The following is a 17,329-nucleotide window of genomic DNA, read 5'->3' on the forward strand; positions in this document are numbered from 1 at the left end:
ATCCCAAATTTACTCATATGTAGAAGATAGGCCATATAAAAAACATCTGTAAAAAGTCGGGGCGCATTCAATTTAACATGTTTTTCTACTGGAAACCCAACGGGTTTAGGAATTCCCTCTTGTTGAAAGATCGTTTCTATTTCTACTAGATGCCCTTGAGCTACGTTAATAGTTTCCTCTAAAAGAGGTTTGACATCTGAATCCTCTACTGTTTGTAAAAAATGAGTTACCATACAGATATTTAAACTATCATTCATATAAGTATTCCAAAGGTTTGAGATTTCAGCGCTTGTAAGACGCGATGCTTTATTCATTTCTACCATACATTATCCTCCATTCACGTTTATCTTTTACATAATCTGGTAACAATAAACATGAGTTTGAGGATTTTAACTTGGACTTTCCATTCAGAACCACCCTATCTACCAGGGGTGGTTTTTTCTTATTTTTAATAAGTCCCTTTTTATTCTTGTTCCCTACCAATCGCACAATACGTACTCTTCTTCCGTACAAGTGTAAGCAATAACGCTTCATACATCCGTTTTTTAGGATTTGTGCTTGGTCTAACAATCATTAACACTCCAAGTATACCCATAAATATGTAAAAAGGAATTTGAAGTGTAGGATGAATAAAAAAGCGAGAATGAAACCAATTATAAGAGAAAATATAATAAATTTAGTTATATTATTTTTCAATACTTTCATATAGTTCCCCCCTCTAACCTATCTATAATTGTACTTATTTATAAAAATTAGTAAATTTATTCTAACCTTAACTTAAAGCATCTAATTTCCCAACGGTACACTTCGCCTTTGTAAATTAACTAACCTGTGTTTAATCTAAATTTTTCATTTAAGACTGTGTCAATTTCACATTTTATAAAGGTAAATGCCACTATAGAATACAAAGCACGCTTTGTATTCTCAAATAAGTTAAACTTAGAGTGAACTTAAGTTCCCGACATGCGCACTACACTCCGGACAAGTTAAACCAACTCTCGAACAAGTTCAACTAAAACCGTCATTTGTCCGAAGGTTCGCCGGAAGATGTCCAAGATGTTGTTTTGTACGACTCCACTCGTTTTCTTGATGTCTTTATTTGTTCAAAATGTTGTTTTGTACGGTATAAAACGTTTCTGTTATGTTATCATTATGTCATGATGTATTTTTTCAAAGGAGGGGTCTTGTAATGGATTACGAAAAAGTGTATTCCTTAACAGCAATAGCAGACAAACTAGGACGTTCAAGGTCTAGCGTTTATGATTGGCTCCATACATATAAGGAATTTGTAGAACCGCACACCGTCGGAAAAGGTCGGACAAAGAAATACAAAGAATCTATTTTTCCTGTGTTGTCACTTATAGAAGACTTGAAAGCTGAAGGGCATCCTAATGACTATATTCGCGCTTTGCTTGCTTCGGAAGGTCATGATATTGTTGTTGAAGGGGAAACAAATGAGAATGCTCCAGTCTTGACGCAATTAACTGAAGCATACAAAACTATCTTAACAAAAGTTGAAACACTAGAATCACAAAATGAAGATTTAGCACGTCAAAATGAAAAAATGGCAAATGCTATGCAAGCAATGGCCGAAGTAATACGACAAACGGCGGCAACTAATGAAGAAAAAGAAGCAGAGCGTGAAAAACGACAACTTGAACGTGATCAAATGTTAATAGATACTATGCGGCAACTTCATGCTGACAAACAACAGGAACCGAAAGGCTTCTTCTCAAAACTATTTGGTAAATAAAAGAACCCCAACGAACTAATCGTTAGGGTTCTTTTATTTAAATGGTAGGTCTCCACTTATTAAAAAGGTTATTCTCATTTCAAGATATACATAATTTAAACGTTTTTGATATAAAAAAACAATAATTTCAACATATTCTAAGCTAATTGAAGAGGGCAATTTTTTCCCTCCCCAAAACTAAAAATCTCATATATGATGGACTCAATCTCTACATTAATGTGGTATCTACGTAGCTAAATATACTTGTTTTGATATATTTTACTATTTTTTTATTGAATTATGAGACTACTTAACGCTATAATGAAACTAACAAAAATGACCGGAATAGAAAAAAGACTTCAACTGTTTAAGTAGTGCAGCAACACTCTTAAACCGTTCACCCTAAACACAGTAGGGAAAACACTTGTCGAAGTCTCTTGTTAATAGAGTTAGTTTTTCTATAAAATAAAACTTATGTTTTTATTTTATATGAAATTGACATCTATTTCAAGGGCTTAGTTCATCAAAATCAAGGCATTGTTTTCCTTTTTCGAGGGAAACAGTGTCTTTTTTGTTCCTAAAAGGAGACGATGAACAAATGACAAAGATATTAACCTGCTATTTAAAAGATGTAGATACCTTCAATGGACGGTTCAAATGGTTATGGACCAACAAGTCCATACTTCGGAAAAAGAAAGAAGAGTTTTTAGACATTCTTCGTACCCACTTTAAACAACAACAATCTGCTATACATAAAGAATTTCCTAAAAAGAGAATGGAAATGCTGGATCATGTCATCTATAACCTAATGGCTACGGGCATTCAAGCGATCCGTTCTGAAACGCTCATGAAGAAATTTAATGTGTCCAAAAGTACGGTTTCTCGCTTTGTACGCTCGTTAAAAGCGACACCATTTATACTTGTAGCACGATACATTAAAGAGGATGCAACAGGTACTCATCCTGACAGTTATGTATTTATCCTTAAAAGCCATAAAAACTTTCATAACATTTGCGACGAAATCTTTTTTGCCCATGATACAACAGGTATCCAAACGCTTCAGCAAGAAGAAATGACCACTCCTGTGACACGTCCTGTGACGCATCCAGAAAGCACTGAAAACGTTGATACACCAAGCTTAGAGGCCGATAAATCACCTGATGCCTTTATTAACCTTGATTTACCTGTAAATCATATAACTAATCATTTAATGTCTGTTTCACAGGCCTTCACCTATATCAAAGGTGTGCCTAAGAAAGTCAATCAAGTCTATGCAGGTAAGTATGGACATCAACTACAAGACTTCTATACTCGTATTCAAAATGCTGCAAAAGCTGTAAAACGAGATACAGAGACTGAGATTAAAAAAGAGCAAATACATGAAATTGCGTATTCAACCATTGTTGGATTAGATAAATATGTACATGAAGCCAATCAACAAGGCACTCCTTTATCCCTACGGGATATGTGTCGATTAATCTATCAAATTGCGAAAAATCAATTCTATGAGTTGGTAAACCCTAAAGGACAGGATTATTCATCAGTATACGCACATCAACAAGAAGTTATACATAACGAAAGCAAAGAAACAACATCGGCTAAACCAAAACGGATTATCCGTAAGGAACTCGTTCCAAATTGGTTGAAAGCTGAACAGCAGCGAGAAGAAGCTACAAAAGAAACAGAGATTTCTTTGGATCAACAGCTTGAAATGATTCAGTTAAAGCAAGATTTAGGACAAGAGCTAACACGAGAAGAAGAGAACTTGTTGGAGGAGCACAGCTCCACGTATAGTTTGTTGGAGATAGCTCAGGTAAAACAAGACTTAGGACAAGCTTTAACGCCTGAGGAACAAGACTGTTTGCGCCATCATAATCAGTTAAAAGACACAGCTTCCTAATCAAAAAAAGTAGAAATTCCTTAGAAGCTGATGTTTTAATAGAATATATTTATTTAGATCTGTGTTCTAAATAAACAATAACTAAAAATCTACGCAGGAGGAGACTATTATGCCACATAAAATTACGTTAACCGGATCAGCCACAGGACCTTTACGAGAATATGATCGCTACGTTGCCTTTGATATGCGTGAAAAAGGGTCACCATCTGCGCCTAAAGGGTTGAAGAAGAGTACGTTTATTTCGTATACCGTGTTTGTTGCAAAGAAAGCCTTTAATAAAACAGGGCTCACGAAGAAAAGCATCATGCATGAAAAGATTTTAATTCAAGGGGAACCAACGCTGGATATTCCGATTGATGAATGCCCTGGTGAAGTAGGGGTGATTTGTTTTCAAATTACCGTTCTCCCGAACAAAAATGATAAAGAAAAGAATCAGTCAGATGCGAAAAAGGAACCTAAACAAGAGGCTTCTGCGTCTTCTGAGGCACCACAGAAGACGGAATCCAAGAAACAGGAAGAAGAGCAAGCATCTGTTTCTCAATCTGTAGCAAAAGAAGACAAAAAAGCTGAAGCAGTACAGTCAGAAGTGAAGGAGACGCCTGTTCAAGAGAAAAAGGCGGAGCCACAAAAGAAACAGATGCCAAATCAGCCAAAAGGGACACAGGATGTTTTAAGCTTTGATGAAATTATCGTACCTGAAGAGTTCTTAAGGACACGCCCAAACCCTGAAAAAACACAAAAGGTCATTGATTTTGTGAAGCGTACGGGTCGCTTAGATGAACCATTAACGATTGAAAAAGACTCAAAAGTCTTAAAGGATGGCTATCGTCGTTATGTGGTAGCTAAGACAATCAAAATGGACAAAGTTCCGGTTGTCTATGAATATCAAAAATAAGAGTGTAGGAGTCTACTAGATGAATAATAAACAAAAAGCGATTGAATACATTCAAAAGGCATCTGATGAATTGGAAAAGCACCGGGAGTTTCTTGCAAATTTAGGCCTGAATGTATCCTTCTTGAATACGGCTGATAGAAAGTTAGATCAAGCCATCCATTGTCTTGTTCATTCAATCGAAGAGCCCGAAGATGACAATGAAAAAGAAATTAAAGAAGTGTCCTTTCATGAAGATGAAAAGGTTATTGTATTCAAAAACGGGGATATCAAAACGATTAAATATTTTAATCAAGCAGAGAATGTAGATAACAATTAGATTATTTTAAGTAGGATTTAGATGGGAAGAGTAATTGGTGTAGCTACGCCCAAAGGTTGCGTTACAAAGACATGACCAAGCCATGAGGAACCTTAAAAGGTCATTAATTTCGTGAGACGTACGGGACACTTAATGGAGGAGACGTTTGTTAAACATTACAAAATAGCAAGTAGCACCCAATAAAAAAAGAGTTTCCGCAAAAACTTTCTCCAAATAATAAAATTGTTACACTGAAAGTGTATAATCTTTTGTTCTAAAAAAACTCGGTTTCTATAAGAATAGGCTTATTGGTTATAAACACATTCATTTTAAAATCCTAGTTTACTATTCAACAAATAATATTAATTGTAACTAATTTCCTTAATGTGTACCATTTACATCCAATAAATTGATGTTATTTCCATATTCAATGACAAGTATTCCTTTGGTAGAATAAAGGTGCAATCCTTTTTCATAGGTAATATCCCTATTATCTAATATTCAAGATTCTTTGTTAGTGTGCACGCATTTTATAATGCGTGCCTTTTTTATGGTAATTGTATATATCTATGAATATTTATAACAAAGACCGCCCAATATGTATCAGTGTATAAGGCGGTCTTAACTGTATTCATGCTATATGTTTATGACAAAAATATCGACAGTATTCTATAGAGATATTAGAAAAATAGTTTGTTACCCATACATATGCTAAATATCTTAATTTTATTTCTTAATTTTGGTTTTTATCCTACAAAAATAGGATTTTTTGAATAGACTTATATATTTTTGTCAATCCTTTTGTATAAAGGAGTGATTTATATGCCAAGACCATCTATAAAACGAAGTAAGGTAGGAAGATTCCTTGAAAAACATGGATATACGCATGCTCATTTGACTAAAATGACTGGATTAAATAAGAATACGGTTACTAAAGTTTATACTGATTCTAACTATATACCAAATGGACAAACTATGAAAAAAGTAATGAAGGCACTTAAGCGATTAGATCCCAGTTTAAAAGCTGAAGACTTTTATGATGTATGAAAAGGCACCAATAATGTGCCTTTATTTATTTGCTTGGAAATTACAAATAGAAGGTCAATTACCTGTGCCCTCCTACCACAAATCAACCCTCTGAAGTTGATATCCCTATTCATATCCAACATAACTGTACTCTAATCAAATAAAGGTAGGGTTATCATAATTACCATTAGCAATATTGAAGCATCCTCAAATGAGCCATTTAACTTCAAACCCACATAAAGATGTACTGCGCCAGTATATTTTTCACCTAATTCCTATTACAACCCTTCTTTACTTAGGTAAAACAACAAGATGTTTTACCTAAGAATCTAATTTTCCAAGGTTATTTAACGCAAAATAAAAGGATAAAGATTTGCAAAGAAAAACTTTAAATAACAATCTCACAAAAGTAAACGTTTACTATATATTTTTAGTTGTTTATCTAATTTAAATTATTGAAAGTGACATAAAACCAACGTTTTTTAATTTATTTTATCAGAAAATAAAAAATATATTGACACTTAAGCGTTTTCTTTTTATGATTATTTACGTAAACGATTACTATAAATTAAAAATTAACAAAGGGGATGTTTTTTATGAAAAACAAAGTAAAATGGAGTGGCGTATTTCCAGCAGTTCTTATCCCATTTAAGGACGATTATTCAATCGATGAAGAAGGTTTTCGCTCTTTAGTTCGCTGGGTCGCAAGTCATGAAGGGGTAAATGGAATCGTAGTAAATGGACATACGGGAGAAATTATGACTTTACTACCCGAAGAACGTGCAGAAGCTGTACGAATTGCAGCAGACGAGTTAAAAGGTCGTATTCCTGTTATCTCTGGCGTTTCGGCAGAAGGAACAATTGAGGCCATCCAACATGCTCAAGCTGTTGAAAAAGCTGGAGGAAGTGGGATCCTTCTTATGCCTCCACATTCTTGGTTACGATTTGGGATGCAAGAAGAATCACCTGTTCAGTTTTTTAAAGACGTAGCAGAAGCTATTAACATCTCAATTGTTGTTCACCAGTATCCAACTTGGACGAAAACGTCGTATACAACTAGTCAACTATTAGAAATGGCTGCTATTCCAAACGTTGTGTCTATCAAAGTCGGCCAACGAGATATTGCACAATATGAAGTAGATATTCGAGCACTAAAAAAGAATGCGCCTGATGTTTCACTGTTAACGTGTCATGACGAATACTTGTTACCTACTTTAGTTCAAGGAATTGACGGTGCACTAGTTGGATTTGGTTGTTTTGTGCCGGATTTAATCGCAGAACTAGTGAAATGTGTGAAAGATCAAGATTTAACGGCTGCTAATGCTGTGTATGATCGTATCTTTGAATTAAAGCAAGCTGTATATAAAATGGATGAGCCTTCTTCTACCTCTCATTTACGTATGAAGGAAGCAATGTATCAACGTGGATTAATTAGTAGTTCATTAGCAAGACGTCCAGTATTACCTTTAAAAGAAGAAGAAGTAGAGGAAATTCGTCAAGGATTACTAAAAGTCGGATTACTAAAAGATGAAGTGAAAGCGTAGTAAATATTGTAAGTAGTGGTTGCAAGATTGCAACCACTACTCTTTAGTATTTAGGTGGGACTCGTTTATAATAGATAGATATACTTGACCCACGGAGGTATGTATTATGAGTGTAAGTATTAAGGACGTGGCACTTAAGGCTGGTGTTTCAACAGCTTCTGTCTCACGGGTATTGACGAATAAACCGGGTGTTGGTGCGAAAACCGCAGAACGAATCCGTAAAGTAATGGAAGAATTAGATTATCGTCCTAATTTAGGAGCGAGAGGACTTGTTAAACAAAACACAGGGAATATTGCGGTGGTGGTTCCAAGGGGATCATTTATTCTGAACAATCCATTCTTTTCAACAGTATTGGAAGGAATAGCGAAAGGAATTGACCAGACAGACTATAATATGATGATGTCTTTTACCTCTTCTCAACAGAAACGGTTGCTTGAAACTCAAGCCGTAGATGGTGTTATCCTTTTTGCACCTAGAAATGAGGAACTAAGTTTAGAATGGTTAGAAAGTATTCGATTGCCGATTGTCGTAGTAGGGAGCTATTTAGAAGGATCACCTTTTCCTTGTGTACGACCGGATGATGAAGATGGTATCAAACAAGCAGTAAATGCTCTCTATGAGCTAGGACACCGAAATATTGGCATTGTAAATGGACCGATGAGTTCTATGCATAGTGTTAGGTGTTTAAATGGATACAAAGAGAAAATGGATGAATTAGGTTTAAGCTTTTCCCCTGAAAACGTTTTTGAAATCGCTGAATTTGACGCTCTAAAAGCAACAACAGAAGTAGCCACATTTTTAAAACAACATAGCAACATTACAGGTGTCGTTTGCTCATCTGATTATTTAGCCATCGGTGTTATTAAGGCAGCCAATATGCTGGGACTCTCTATACCCAAAGATCTATCTGTGGTTGGAGCAGATGATGTTCCAATTTCAGATTTTGTCACACCTGCTTTATCTACAGTTCATGTCGATTTATTAGGTATTGGTCAAAGGGCTACCTCGATACTTATGAGTATGCTCAAAGGAAAGCAGATCCGAAAAAAAGATGTCGTATTTAAGATGGAATATATCAACAGATCCACAACTGATAGTCCAAAACATAACTAAGCTTCATACTCAGGCTCTAAAAGGTTTTTAGAGTCTACTATTTGTTGCCTTTTTACTGTAAACCCTTTCATTAGAGAGGGATTTTATATTTCTAATTTAAAAAGTTTTATTTTACGTATCTTAGTGTCATTGTCATTCCGATTAGGGGAATCCCAGCCAAGGAGGATTTAGGTATGAATACACAATTAAACAAGAATTCTTCAGAACACACTAAGACTATCAAATATGATCATGAAGAAATTGGTTTATCAAATCGTGCGGCCCAATTGCTTACGCGTATAGAAAGCGTCCCCTTTTCACGTTGGCATATTAAACCACGTGTTATTATGGGGTCCGCAACGTTTTTTGATGCGTTTGACGCCTTATCTCTTGCATTCGTTTTGCCCGTATTAATTGGACTATGGAATTTAACACCCGGTCAAATTGGGATTCTGATTGGTTCAGGGTATCTCGGACAAGCAATCGGAGCGATCTTCTTTGGGTGGTTGGCAGAACGATTTGGACGTGTCTATAGTGCAAAATGGACCATTTTTTTAATGTCGGGGATGAGTATCGCTTGTGCATTTGCGGGTAATTTTCACGCACTACTATGGTTGCGATTCCTACAAGGCATCGGAGTGGGTGGTGAGGTTCCTGTAGCCGCAGCTTATATAAATGAGCTTTCAGTCGCACAAGGAAGAGGACGTTTTTTTATGCTATACGAGATGATTTTTCCTCTAGGATTAATGATATCTGCGCAGATCGGCGCTTTAGTTGTGCCTAGCTTTGGATGGAAGTGGATGTTCTTAATCGGAGGTATAGGTGGGTTAATCGTCTTTTTATTTTTCTTCAAGTTGCGTGAATCGCCTCGTTGGTTAATTTCAAAAGGTAGATTTGATGAAGCAGAACGAGTCATTGAAGAAATTGAGGCGAGTACAGATAAACGTATAGAAGCAAAAATTAGTGCACCTCAAACTGTAGTGAAAGGTGACTGGAAAGAATTATTCTCCCCCTTTTACCGTAGTAGAACGTTAATTGTCTGGGTTCTCTGGTTTTCTTCGTACTTTGTCGCGAATGGACTTAATAATTGGCTGCCAAGTTTATATAAAACCGTTTATAACCTGCCATTAGAGGACTCTTTACATGCCGCGTCGCTGACAAATGTGATTCAAACACTGGCTGTATTTGCTTGCGCCTTGCTTATTGATAGAGTTGGACGTAAAAGGTGGGCAACCATTGCTTTTCTTATTGTAGGTTTGCTTTTAACCACACTTTGGTTTAATGGTGCCAAATCCGCCGAAAGTGTTATGTATCTAGGCTCAGCAGCTTACGGCGTTATGGGAACAATTACGGTTCTTCTTTACCTCTACACACCAGAAATTTATCCAACGCGTATGCGAGTAATTGGAATCGCCTTTGCGACAGCCTGGTTACGCCTAGCTTCAGCTATTGCTCCTACCATACTTGGCTTTGTGTTAGGTGCTAAAGGGATTACTTCTGTTTTTGTTCTGTTTGCTTGTGTAGCTACGGTCGGTGCATTTATGGCATTTAAGATGATTGAAACACGTGAGAAGGTGTTAGAAGATATTGCACCATAAGCGAGCAAGTTCCAAGAGATAAGGTTAAGATAATCTTACCTCTTTTGTTAATGAATGCTACTATTCATTTATTCCTATACAGTATATCCTTATCCATACGAGGTTAGAAAAACGGTGCAATTTTAGTTTTTTTTCAATCACCATCTGAAAAAGCGCAGCATTTATCGCTGAAAACCCCCTAACATAGTCAGGGGGTTTTCAGCCTTTTTAGTTACCATAGAAAAAATCTAGGTAGTAATTAAGAAATAGGGGCTTATAAAAATAATTAAATTATGAATGAACTTAAAAGAGGTGAAACAACCTGAGTGCTTATTAGTGTACGATTCATTCAAGTTAAGTAGATGATATTTTCATCAAGATCAAGAAATTATATAGCCTCTTTTACCTGCAAGTGCAGCCCTACTTTTCTTTTTATTCGTTGAAGAGCATTATCAATGGACTTTTCAGGCATATTTAACTCTTGGGAAATTTCTATGTATGAATAGCCATTTATATATAAATTCCATACTCTATTTTCTAATTTACTAAGCAAGTTGGCTATTTTTTGTTCTCTTTCTACGTGTTCTTCCTCATCGATGAGTAATACTTCTGGGTTTGTAATGTTTCTTTCAACTATCATATCCAAAAGGGTATAGGTTGATTCTTGAGTGGAAAGAGGCTTGTATAAGGAAACATACGCATTTAGAGGCTCGTGTTTTTGGCGAGCAGCTGCTTTAATTGCGGTGAACACCTGTCTGTTAATACAGAGTTCAGCAAATGTTTTAAAGGAGGACATTTTGTCTCCTTTAAAATCACGAATAGCTTTGTACAGACCAATCATTCCCTCTTGAATAAGATCTTCTTTATCTGCCCCTCTTAAAAAATAGACTGTTGTCTTTGCTTGAATAAAACCTCGGTATTTATTAACTAAAAAGTTTAGTGCCTCTTCGTTACTATTATGAATGAGGTTTAATAGGTCCTCATCTTTGTATTTATCGTAATCTTCAATTAATTTATTTTTGATATTTGTACTCATATATATCCCTCCGTTAATCTTAGGTGAATTTCAATAGGATTTCATGAAAAGAACTAATTGGTTTGTTGTAAGAAAAAAAGCGCTCAGGATGGCCTGGCGCTTCTCTATATACCTTTGATTCTCGTTTGTCATTTCTCCATCCTACTAAGAGTATAGGAGACTAAATACGAAAATGTTGTCGAATCTTGATAGTTTTTTCAAAATTTCCCCCTTATGTTTTAAAGTAGATAAAATACCTTTTTAGAATGAAAAAGAAAACTGTATCTTCATTTTTAAGTATGTCCATAACGAATAAAATTCTCTATTCTGAGTAAACTATTGAAAAGAAGGAGAGATGTTCATTCTCAATTCCTCATTATGCACTATGAATAGTCTAAAGAAAAACCTACTGAACATGAGTCATTCCTATGGGCAGTAGGTTTTTCTTTAGACTGTATATCATAATGTACTTTATGAGAGTGGAAAGAGATGTATTTCTAAATAAAGGTGTTAAGAGTAGGGATCTACCTCAAGAAAAAATCTTTCGTCCAACCAATAAAGAGCTGTTAATATAATACTTCAATAAATTTAAGAGACAACACGCTATAAAACTACAACCTTATTATCCAAATATATGTGTTAGGAATCGTAACACAGTTGTAGCCGGTTTATATATCTAGTGGTATTGTGAAATTAGTTATTTGAAAATTTAGATAATAAACTTTATTGATAAAAAAGCAGTGCCTACATATTTAGATATACTGTTGTATTTATACAGTCCGTAATTAATTTTTTATCAAAATTTAGATAGACCTAATTATATTTTTTATCATTTTAATTCTTATAAAAGGGAGAAAGGACAGGATATATTTGAATAGAAATTATTTATATCGTGATAAGAAAGTGATGACCATGAAAATTGTCACTGAAATGACAGGTCTATCTGAAAGAAAAGTTCGTTATTATGAAACCAAAAAACTTATTTTCCCTGAACGTACATCCTCAGGAATCCGTAAGTATTCTTTTTCTGATATTGAGAAACTGATGGATATTGCAGAAAAAATAGAAGATGGAGTTCTCACACGAGAAATTCGTAATGATTTTTTAAAAAGGGGAAAAAAACATATTAATAAGAGAAATGACACAATCAGAGGTCAACTAAATGCTCATTTTAAATGATTTTACCTTCATGATAAGCAATGATTATTACATTACTTAAAGTAAATATCTTTTAGCCTTTTCTTTATTATATTTTTCCCCATCTACAGAATAATAAATTATATATGAAAGGAACAAACAATATGAAAATACCTATAAATAGTTTTTTAGGAAACATTACTTGTATAGCTGAAGTTCTTTATGTATATCTATCATTCTTTTTTGTAGAATTGCAGACTACTATAGTAAAATCAGTACAAATAAAATGAATTTTCAAATCAAAAGTTACTTTTATTTCTGTAAGGAATTTAGTGAACAAGATTATTACGGTTAATTTTTGGGCTTAAAGATGTATAAAATATACACCTTTAGGTGAAGGCATTATTCTTTTAATTTATCTATTATAAATAATACACCCTATGGCAAGCAAAGCAATTGGTACACTGTAAGACTTCAACTTACAACTACCATTCAGCATACCGAAAAAACTTCTTTTTTAACTAGAAAAGACAGTTTTTTTAAGACGTATACGTTATTCACGTTTAATTAACATAGTGTCTCTTCCAAGCACACATAAAAAAAGAAAACCCTTTTCTGAAAAAGGTTCTAGATGAGACACTGTTTCTCCTTTATGCAGCTTTTTATACATCCCTGATATGACTGCGTTTACTCGATACCCAAGTGGGAGGAGGATGTATAAAAAGTGCACGTTATATATGTATGCTTAAGGTCATCTTATATTGATTTATTCATTAAAATATTATAAAATTATTCAGACTTTTTATAAATTAGTTTATGAATTCCCTCAAAAGCTACCCGTCCTGCAACGATGGGGTAGCTTTCTTTTTTATCAAAAGACATATTTTCTTAGTATCCTATGTTTAATTAATTTTAATTCTACCCGAAGAAACCGATGGTTTTAGTCTTCCATCTCTTTGTTGTTTACCAGCACTCTTATATTTCTCCATAAGCTCATGAATACTCGCTACTTGGATAATTCGTATATGGTCTGAAGATACAGCATACCGAACAGGTGTAATTAAAATGACGGAAGGGAAGATAGCTGCTCGGTCCTCTGGCTGCCAATGCAATGCTTTCCACTCATCTGAAAAAAAAAACTCCTCGTATAAATTGATCTTATCCTGCATTTTCTGGTCTGAATACTGATTTCGTTGAGTTTCAATCCAAAACGGGGAACTTTTAAAAATACAAAACAGGTCTGGTTCGATCCCTCCTTTTTTTCCAGTGGGCTTATCTTCGACAATGACCTGTTTAGGATTACTATAGGAACACATTTGCTTATAGACATCTAGAATCGAAAGGAAATGTAATATTTTTTGAGAGCTCTTTTTGATCTTCGCATCTACGGGCAAATACACGGTCGGAGAATACTGCTGGGTACGTTCAACCAGCCCTAACCGATATAAACGTACCATGACACTATTGCACGCATTTACGGGCGATTTCAGCTGTTTAAAGAACAGTTCCACTAGTGAGTCGCGATCCACAGCTCGAAACTGATTGATAAATCCAATGATGTCTTTATCACGCTGAGATAACCGAAAGCTCATCGCTGCTCCTCCTTCTCTAATAATCCAAAGATAGACTGAGGTGTCACTTGCATATTTGACTCAGGATCATGTACTAAGGTCTTATAAGGAGAAAGTATTTCCTTGCAATCCTCTTCATCTAAGAAAAAGGCCTGAAACTCTTTCACGTCATCAATTTTAATTTTCATACGTCCTCTAGCTGCTGCATCAATCTCTTCTGCTCCAATGACTCCGGCAACTTTTGCATTTGTCGCATCTGCCTGCCTCCCAGATATCCTTACTCGTAAGTTGGCTTTTAGCGCAGAGTTTAGTAAATCTGCATCGGGACGTTGCATCGCAATAATCGTATGAACGCCCAGCGCACGACCTTGACTTGCGAACTGTTGAATCATCTCTACGAGATCTGTTTCTCGCTTGATGATGCTCATTTCATCTACAACCACGCCAATACGAGGTAATTTAAAGGGAAGCCTGCTGATATGAGTCACACCATGCTCTAACAGTAAATCACCTCGTCGATACATTTCAGCTCGAAGTAAGGCAAAAGGTTTTCTCATGTCTTTCGCTTCAAAACAAAGCGCATCCACATGCTCAATCCCGTGAAATAACCCTAAATCGGCTCGTTTAAGGTCCACTAAGACTAAGCGCAAGTCTTTAGGAGAGGCATATTTCACCCATGTGGTCAGAATTACGCGCATTAAGCTGCTTTTTCCGGCTCCAATTTCACCCGATATCAATAAGGTTTCTAAATCCGCAAAATCCCATGAAACGGGGTTTCCATAGATATCTTGACCAATGCAGACCGGAAGCTCCATTTTCTCAATATAAGGATGAATGACTTCATATTTGTATTCAAGCATCTTAGGTAGGCTTTTGTGATGAACCGTGATGCTAAAATTCTTCAGGCTGCCGTTTATCTCGATGTTGCTGCCTAATACTTGACGTAATGCCCATCTCTTTTTGTTTAAAAGTTCAGGATCAATGCCATTCAGTAAAGAGAAGACATACCGCGTATAGGTGTGATGATGATCGATTTGATGAATTTTCGGAAACAGATAGGAGGTGCGGTCTCCACGTTTCACCACTCGGTAAATCTCTGCCGTACGAAACGCTTTAATCAATTGGCCACGCAGCTTTAGTTTTTCAAACATCAACATTCCTCCTCAAAACATAAAGGTCGCAAAAAAGTAAATCAAGGTGCTATAGAAGGTAACAGGCAAGATAAAGCGCATCACCTTTGCGAACTGATCAACAAGATCGATTACACCCCATCGCTCTAATACCCGTTCCATGATGGCAATTCCTAAGACGATGCTTCCTATGGTCAGAATAGTGGGGTCAAGCATAGCTAGTGGACTAAACGGAACAAAGGAATAAGCCCTGAAGGGACGACGTCTCGTGAGACATGGTTTGAGAAGTGGAGAAAAGATTTTTCGAAAAGGAAACTTTTGTGCTTTTCTCATGCTGATACCTGCTTTCATTCTTTTTGTTTTTTGCCTTTTATGCACCTATTATTTCAGCTCAACGCATCCGGTCGCCCCCTTCGCCTCTTCGGCTCAGCTCCCTTACAGATTCGATGAAGGGCTTCACGAGGCTTATAAAGCTTGTATTAATGCGGTAGCGATACTGAACTAGATACTGATTAAGTAATGAAGTTAAGATTCTTTAGATACTATGTAGCTACTGCAGTAAGCTTGCCTGTCCATTCCAAAAATAAAAAAGAATCCTTACCGCAGTAGGAGATCATTAGAAGGTGATGTAAGAAGTGCGGAGTTTTTATATAGAAAGGGCTTGGCCTATAGGCTTATCTTTTTCATTAGGTGGACGAGAAATCTAAAGATGTCCCAACACCTGAAGTAGAACGTAGTGAGAAGCAGCAGCAGCGTGACAAATCGTATAGTCCAGTTCTTAAAAATGAGGAACCATAACTAGATAAAAGAGAGAAGACTTTAACCTTCTCTTTTGGTTCAACAAGAAAAAATTTTTAAAAGAATGGCCCTACCAACATTTTCAATTTATTACCTGTGATTTTTTAAAAAATACTGTGAATCTTAAATGGTATATGACTATTACAAGGAGTGTAGACAAGATGAAGAACAGAAAATATTTATTTGGTCTCTTATCAACTATTTTATCTGTAGGGTTTCTCTTTGGTTGTAACGATAAAAAGGATGACGCTGAACCTGATCAAACGGAAAGGCTCTCTGAACAAAAGGAAGAGAATAGTCGTAATAACAATGGACCAAAAAATGTAGGGTACCAACCTGATAAAGATAAGGATGTACAAAAAGAGGTTGATGCGGAAACCCCTGACTTAAAAGGTGGACCTGAACATTTAGTAAGAGAACCTCATCCCCTTTCTCTGGCAGATTTAAGAAAAAAATATAGCCATACTTTTCTTCTTAATGGTGATCGAGCGAAACGAGAAGTAGCGCTAACATTCGATGACGGTCCAGATGACAAGTTTACGCCTCAAGTATTAGATGCCTTAAAAAAAGCTGGTGTAAAAGCTACCTTTTGTGTGGTAGGGAACCGTGTTAAAGCACATCCTGATATCTTGAAACGGATGATTAAGGAAGGACATGCGATAGTCAATCATTCTTATAGTCATCCTAATTTTCCTAAACTTAAAATCGAGGAATTCCGTAATGAGATTGTAAATACAGATAATATTATTCATAAAGTAAGTGGTTATAATACGTCGATAGTGAGACCTCCTTATGGAAGTATAAATGAGGAGGAAATTAAGTGGTTAGTTCATAAAAACAAGAAAGTCGTAAATTGGGATGTTGATTCATTAGATTGGAAAGGATTGAGTGCAGAGCAAGTTTCTACAAATATTCTTGCACAGGTTAAACCAGGATCGATTATATTACAGCACTCCGCAGGAGGAGAAGGTGAAGACTTATCGGGATCAGTAAAAGCTTTGCCTGAAATTATTAATAAGTTAAAAGGCGATGGAGTAAAATTTGTAACTGTTCCAGATATGTTGGGAATTCCTGTAACTAAATAAAAAAGGAAAACGGACCGCAGAGGGTAATCGTTAAGCAGTAGCGCAATATCTTTTCTCTTTTGTGATGTAAAAGAATAATTTTCTTTTATTTTGAACAAACTTATTTTGAAGCCTTAAGGATTTACTTCACAGAGATATTAATCCAAGGTTACCTTCAGAAAAAATCATCTATCGCGTTGTAGGTGGTTTTTTTCATTTTTTCCTACGTGCAATTATTATGTTGCTTTCCCTTTTGAATAAAAGAGTCTCGGATGGATAATCTAGAGAAGAAGTCAAAAGACTTCTACGCGCTAACACCATTTTTAATCATAGCAGAATAGGAGGTGTACAATCATGGCTCAAGATGTTCTTTGTGAAGTAAATAACTGTAAGTACTGGGCACAAGGGAACAAATGTAAAGCAGACGCTATTTATGTAGTTAGTCATAAGGGTGATCAAGCATCTAACAGTGAGGAGACGGATTGCAAAACATTTGTACCAGAAGTTTAATACTAGTGAAAGGTAATCAATGTGATGGTTACCTTTCACTAG

Annotated in this window: 17 protein-coding genes; 11 read left to right on the forward strand and 6 right to left on the reverse strand. The window is 35.8% G+C overall.

What is annotated here, in order from left to right; genetic code table 11:
• Together ACLHDF_RS24740 and ACLHDF_RS24745 are read right to left on the reverse strand one after the other, a co-directional pair.
• Positions 1 to 323: DUF3231 family protein (locus ACLHDF_RS24740; RefSeq protein ID WP_413921227.1), on the reverse strand; the 323-nt coding region annotated here is incomplete at its 3' end.
• 140 nt (positions 324 to 463) lie between these two features.
• Positions 464 to 595, reverse strand: a complete 132-nt coding sequence (locus ACLHDF_RS24745) for a DUF5592 family protein (protein ID WP_413921228.1) — start codon at positions 593 to 595, stop codon at positions 464 to 466.
• Between the two features lie 594 nt (positions 596 to 1,189).
• On the opposite strand from ACLHDF_RS24745, the gene ACLHDF_RS24750 reads away from it, so the two are divergent.
• The 8 genes from ACLHDF_RS24750 (at position 1,190) to ACLHDF_RS24785 (ending at position 10,083) form a co-directional block, all read left to right on the forward strand.
• On the forward strand, positions 1,190 to 1,753 hold the full coding sequence (locus ACLHDF_RS24750; protein ID WP_047934737.1) for a helix-turn-helix domain-containing protein: 564 nt from the start codon (positions 1,190 to 1,192) through the stop codon (positions 1,751 to 1,753).
• 577 nt (positions 1,754 to 2,330) lie between these two features.
• A complete protein-coding gene (locus ACLHDF_RS24755) occupies positions 2,331 to 3,632 on the forward strand; it encodes a replication protein (protein WP_413921229.1) in 1,302 nt (433 codons plus the stop codon).
• 109 nt (positions 3,633 to 3,741) lie between these two features.
• Positions 3,742 to 4,527, forward strand: a complete 786-nt coding sequence (locus ACLHDF_RS24760; RefSeq protein ID WP_413921230.1) for a plasmid stabilization protein — start codon at positions 3,742 to 3,744, stop codon at positions 4,525 to 4,527.
• A 19-nt stretch (positions 4,528 to 4,546) separates the two neighbouring features.
• A complete protein-coding gene (locus ACLHDF_RS24765; RefSeq protein ID WP_413921231.1) occupies positions 4,547 to 4,843 on the forward strand; it encodes a hypothetical protein in 297 nt (98 codons plus the stop codon).
• Between the two features lie 801 nt (positions 4,844 to 5,644).
• Entirely contained in the window at positions 5,645 to 5,869 is a 225-nt protein-coding gene (locus ACLHDF_RS24770) for a helix-turn-helix domain-containing protein (protein ID WP_192998425.1), read from the forward strand.
• 575 nt (positions 5,870 to 6,444) lie between these two features.
• Entirely contained in the window at positions 6,445 to 7,392 is a 948-nt protein-coding gene (locus ACLHDF_RS24775) for a dihydrodipicolinate synthase family protein (protein ID WP_013058385.1), read from the forward strand.
• A 106-nt stretch (positions 7,393 to 7,498) separates the two neighbouring features.
• The gene (locus ACLHDF_RS24780; RefSeq protein ID WP_413921232.1) at positions 7,499 to 8,506 is read left to right on the forward strand and encodes a LacI family DNA-binding transcriptional regulator; all 1,008 of its coding nucleotides are present in this window, start codon (positions 7,499 to 7,501) and stop codon (positions 8,504 to 8,506) included.
• 173 nt (positions 8,507 to 8,679) lie between these two features.
• A complete protein-coding gene (locus ACLHDF_RS24785; RefSeq protein ID WP_413921233.1) occupies positions 8,680 to 10,083 on the forward strand; it encodes an MFS transporter in 1,404 nt (467 codons plus the stop codon).
• Positions 10,084 to 10,450: 367 nt separating this feature from the next.
• Here the strand turns inward: ACLHDF_RS24785 and sigH are convergent, their stop codons facing one another.
• Entirely contained in the window at positions 10,451 to 11,098 is a 648-nt protein-coding gene (gene sigH / locus ACLHDF_RS24790) for an RNA polymerase sporulation sigma factor SigH (RefSeq protein WP_413921234.1), read from the reverse strand.
• An 849-nt stretch (positions 11,099 to 11,947) separates the two neighbouring features.
• On the opposite strand from sigH, the gene ACLHDF_RS24795 reads away from it, so the two are divergent.
• Entirely contained in the window at positions 11,948 to 12,256 is a 309-nt protein-coding gene (locus ACLHDF_RS24795; RefSeq protein WP_413921235.1) for a MerR family transcriptional regulator, read from the forward strand.
• 860 nt (positions 12,257 to 13,116) lie between these two features.
• On the opposite strand, the gene ACLHDF_RS24800 is transcribed toward ACLHDF_RS24795, so the two are convergent.
• From ACLHDF_RS24800 to ACLHDF_RS24810, 3 genes are read right to left on the reverse strand one after another with little or no spacing between them, the layout of a single operon-like run.
• Entirely contained in the window at positions 13,117 to 13,806 is a 690-nt protein-coding gene (locus ACLHDF_RS24800; protein WP_413921236.1) for a hypothetical protein, read from the reverse strand.
• A complete protein-coding gene (locus ACLHDF_RS24805) occupies positions 13,803 to 14,936 on the reverse strand; it encodes an FtsK/SpoIIIE domain-containing protein (protein WP_413921237.1) in 1,134 nt (377 codons plus the stop codon). Before ACLHDF_RS24805 ends, ACLHDF_RS24800 begins: the two co-directional genes overlap by 4 nt.
• Before the next feature lie 12 nt (positions 14,937 to 14,948).
• Positions 14,949 to 15,293 (reverse strand): hypothetical protein, encoded by a 345-nt coding sequence (locus ACLHDF_RS24810; RefSeq protein WP_413921238.1) that lies wholly within the window; start codon positions 15,291 to 15,293, stop codon positions 14,949 to 14,951.
• Between the two features lie 581 nt (positions 15,294 to 15,874).
• Here ACLHDF_RS24810 and ACLHDF_RS24815 point away from each other — a divergent pair.
• Positions 15,875 to 16,798, forward strand: a complete 924-nt coding sequence (locus ACLHDF_RS24815; RefSeq protein ID WP_413921239.1) for a polysaccharide deacetylase family protein — start codon at positions 15,875 to 15,877, stop codon at positions 16,796 to 16,798.
• Between the two features lie 333 nt (positions 16,799 to 17,131).
• A complete protein-coding gene (locus tag ACLHDF_RS24820; protein ID WP_413921240.1) occupies positions 17,132 to 17,287 on the forward strand; it encodes a DUF1540 domain-containing protein in 156 nt (51 codons plus the stop codon).
• Positions 17,288 to 17,329: the final 42 nt, after the last annotated feature.

The organism is Priestia megaterium, from assembly GCF_046599315.1.
GTDB classification, from domain to species: Bacteria; Bacillota; Bacilli; order Bacillales; family Bacillaceae_H; genus Priestia; species Priestia megaterium_F.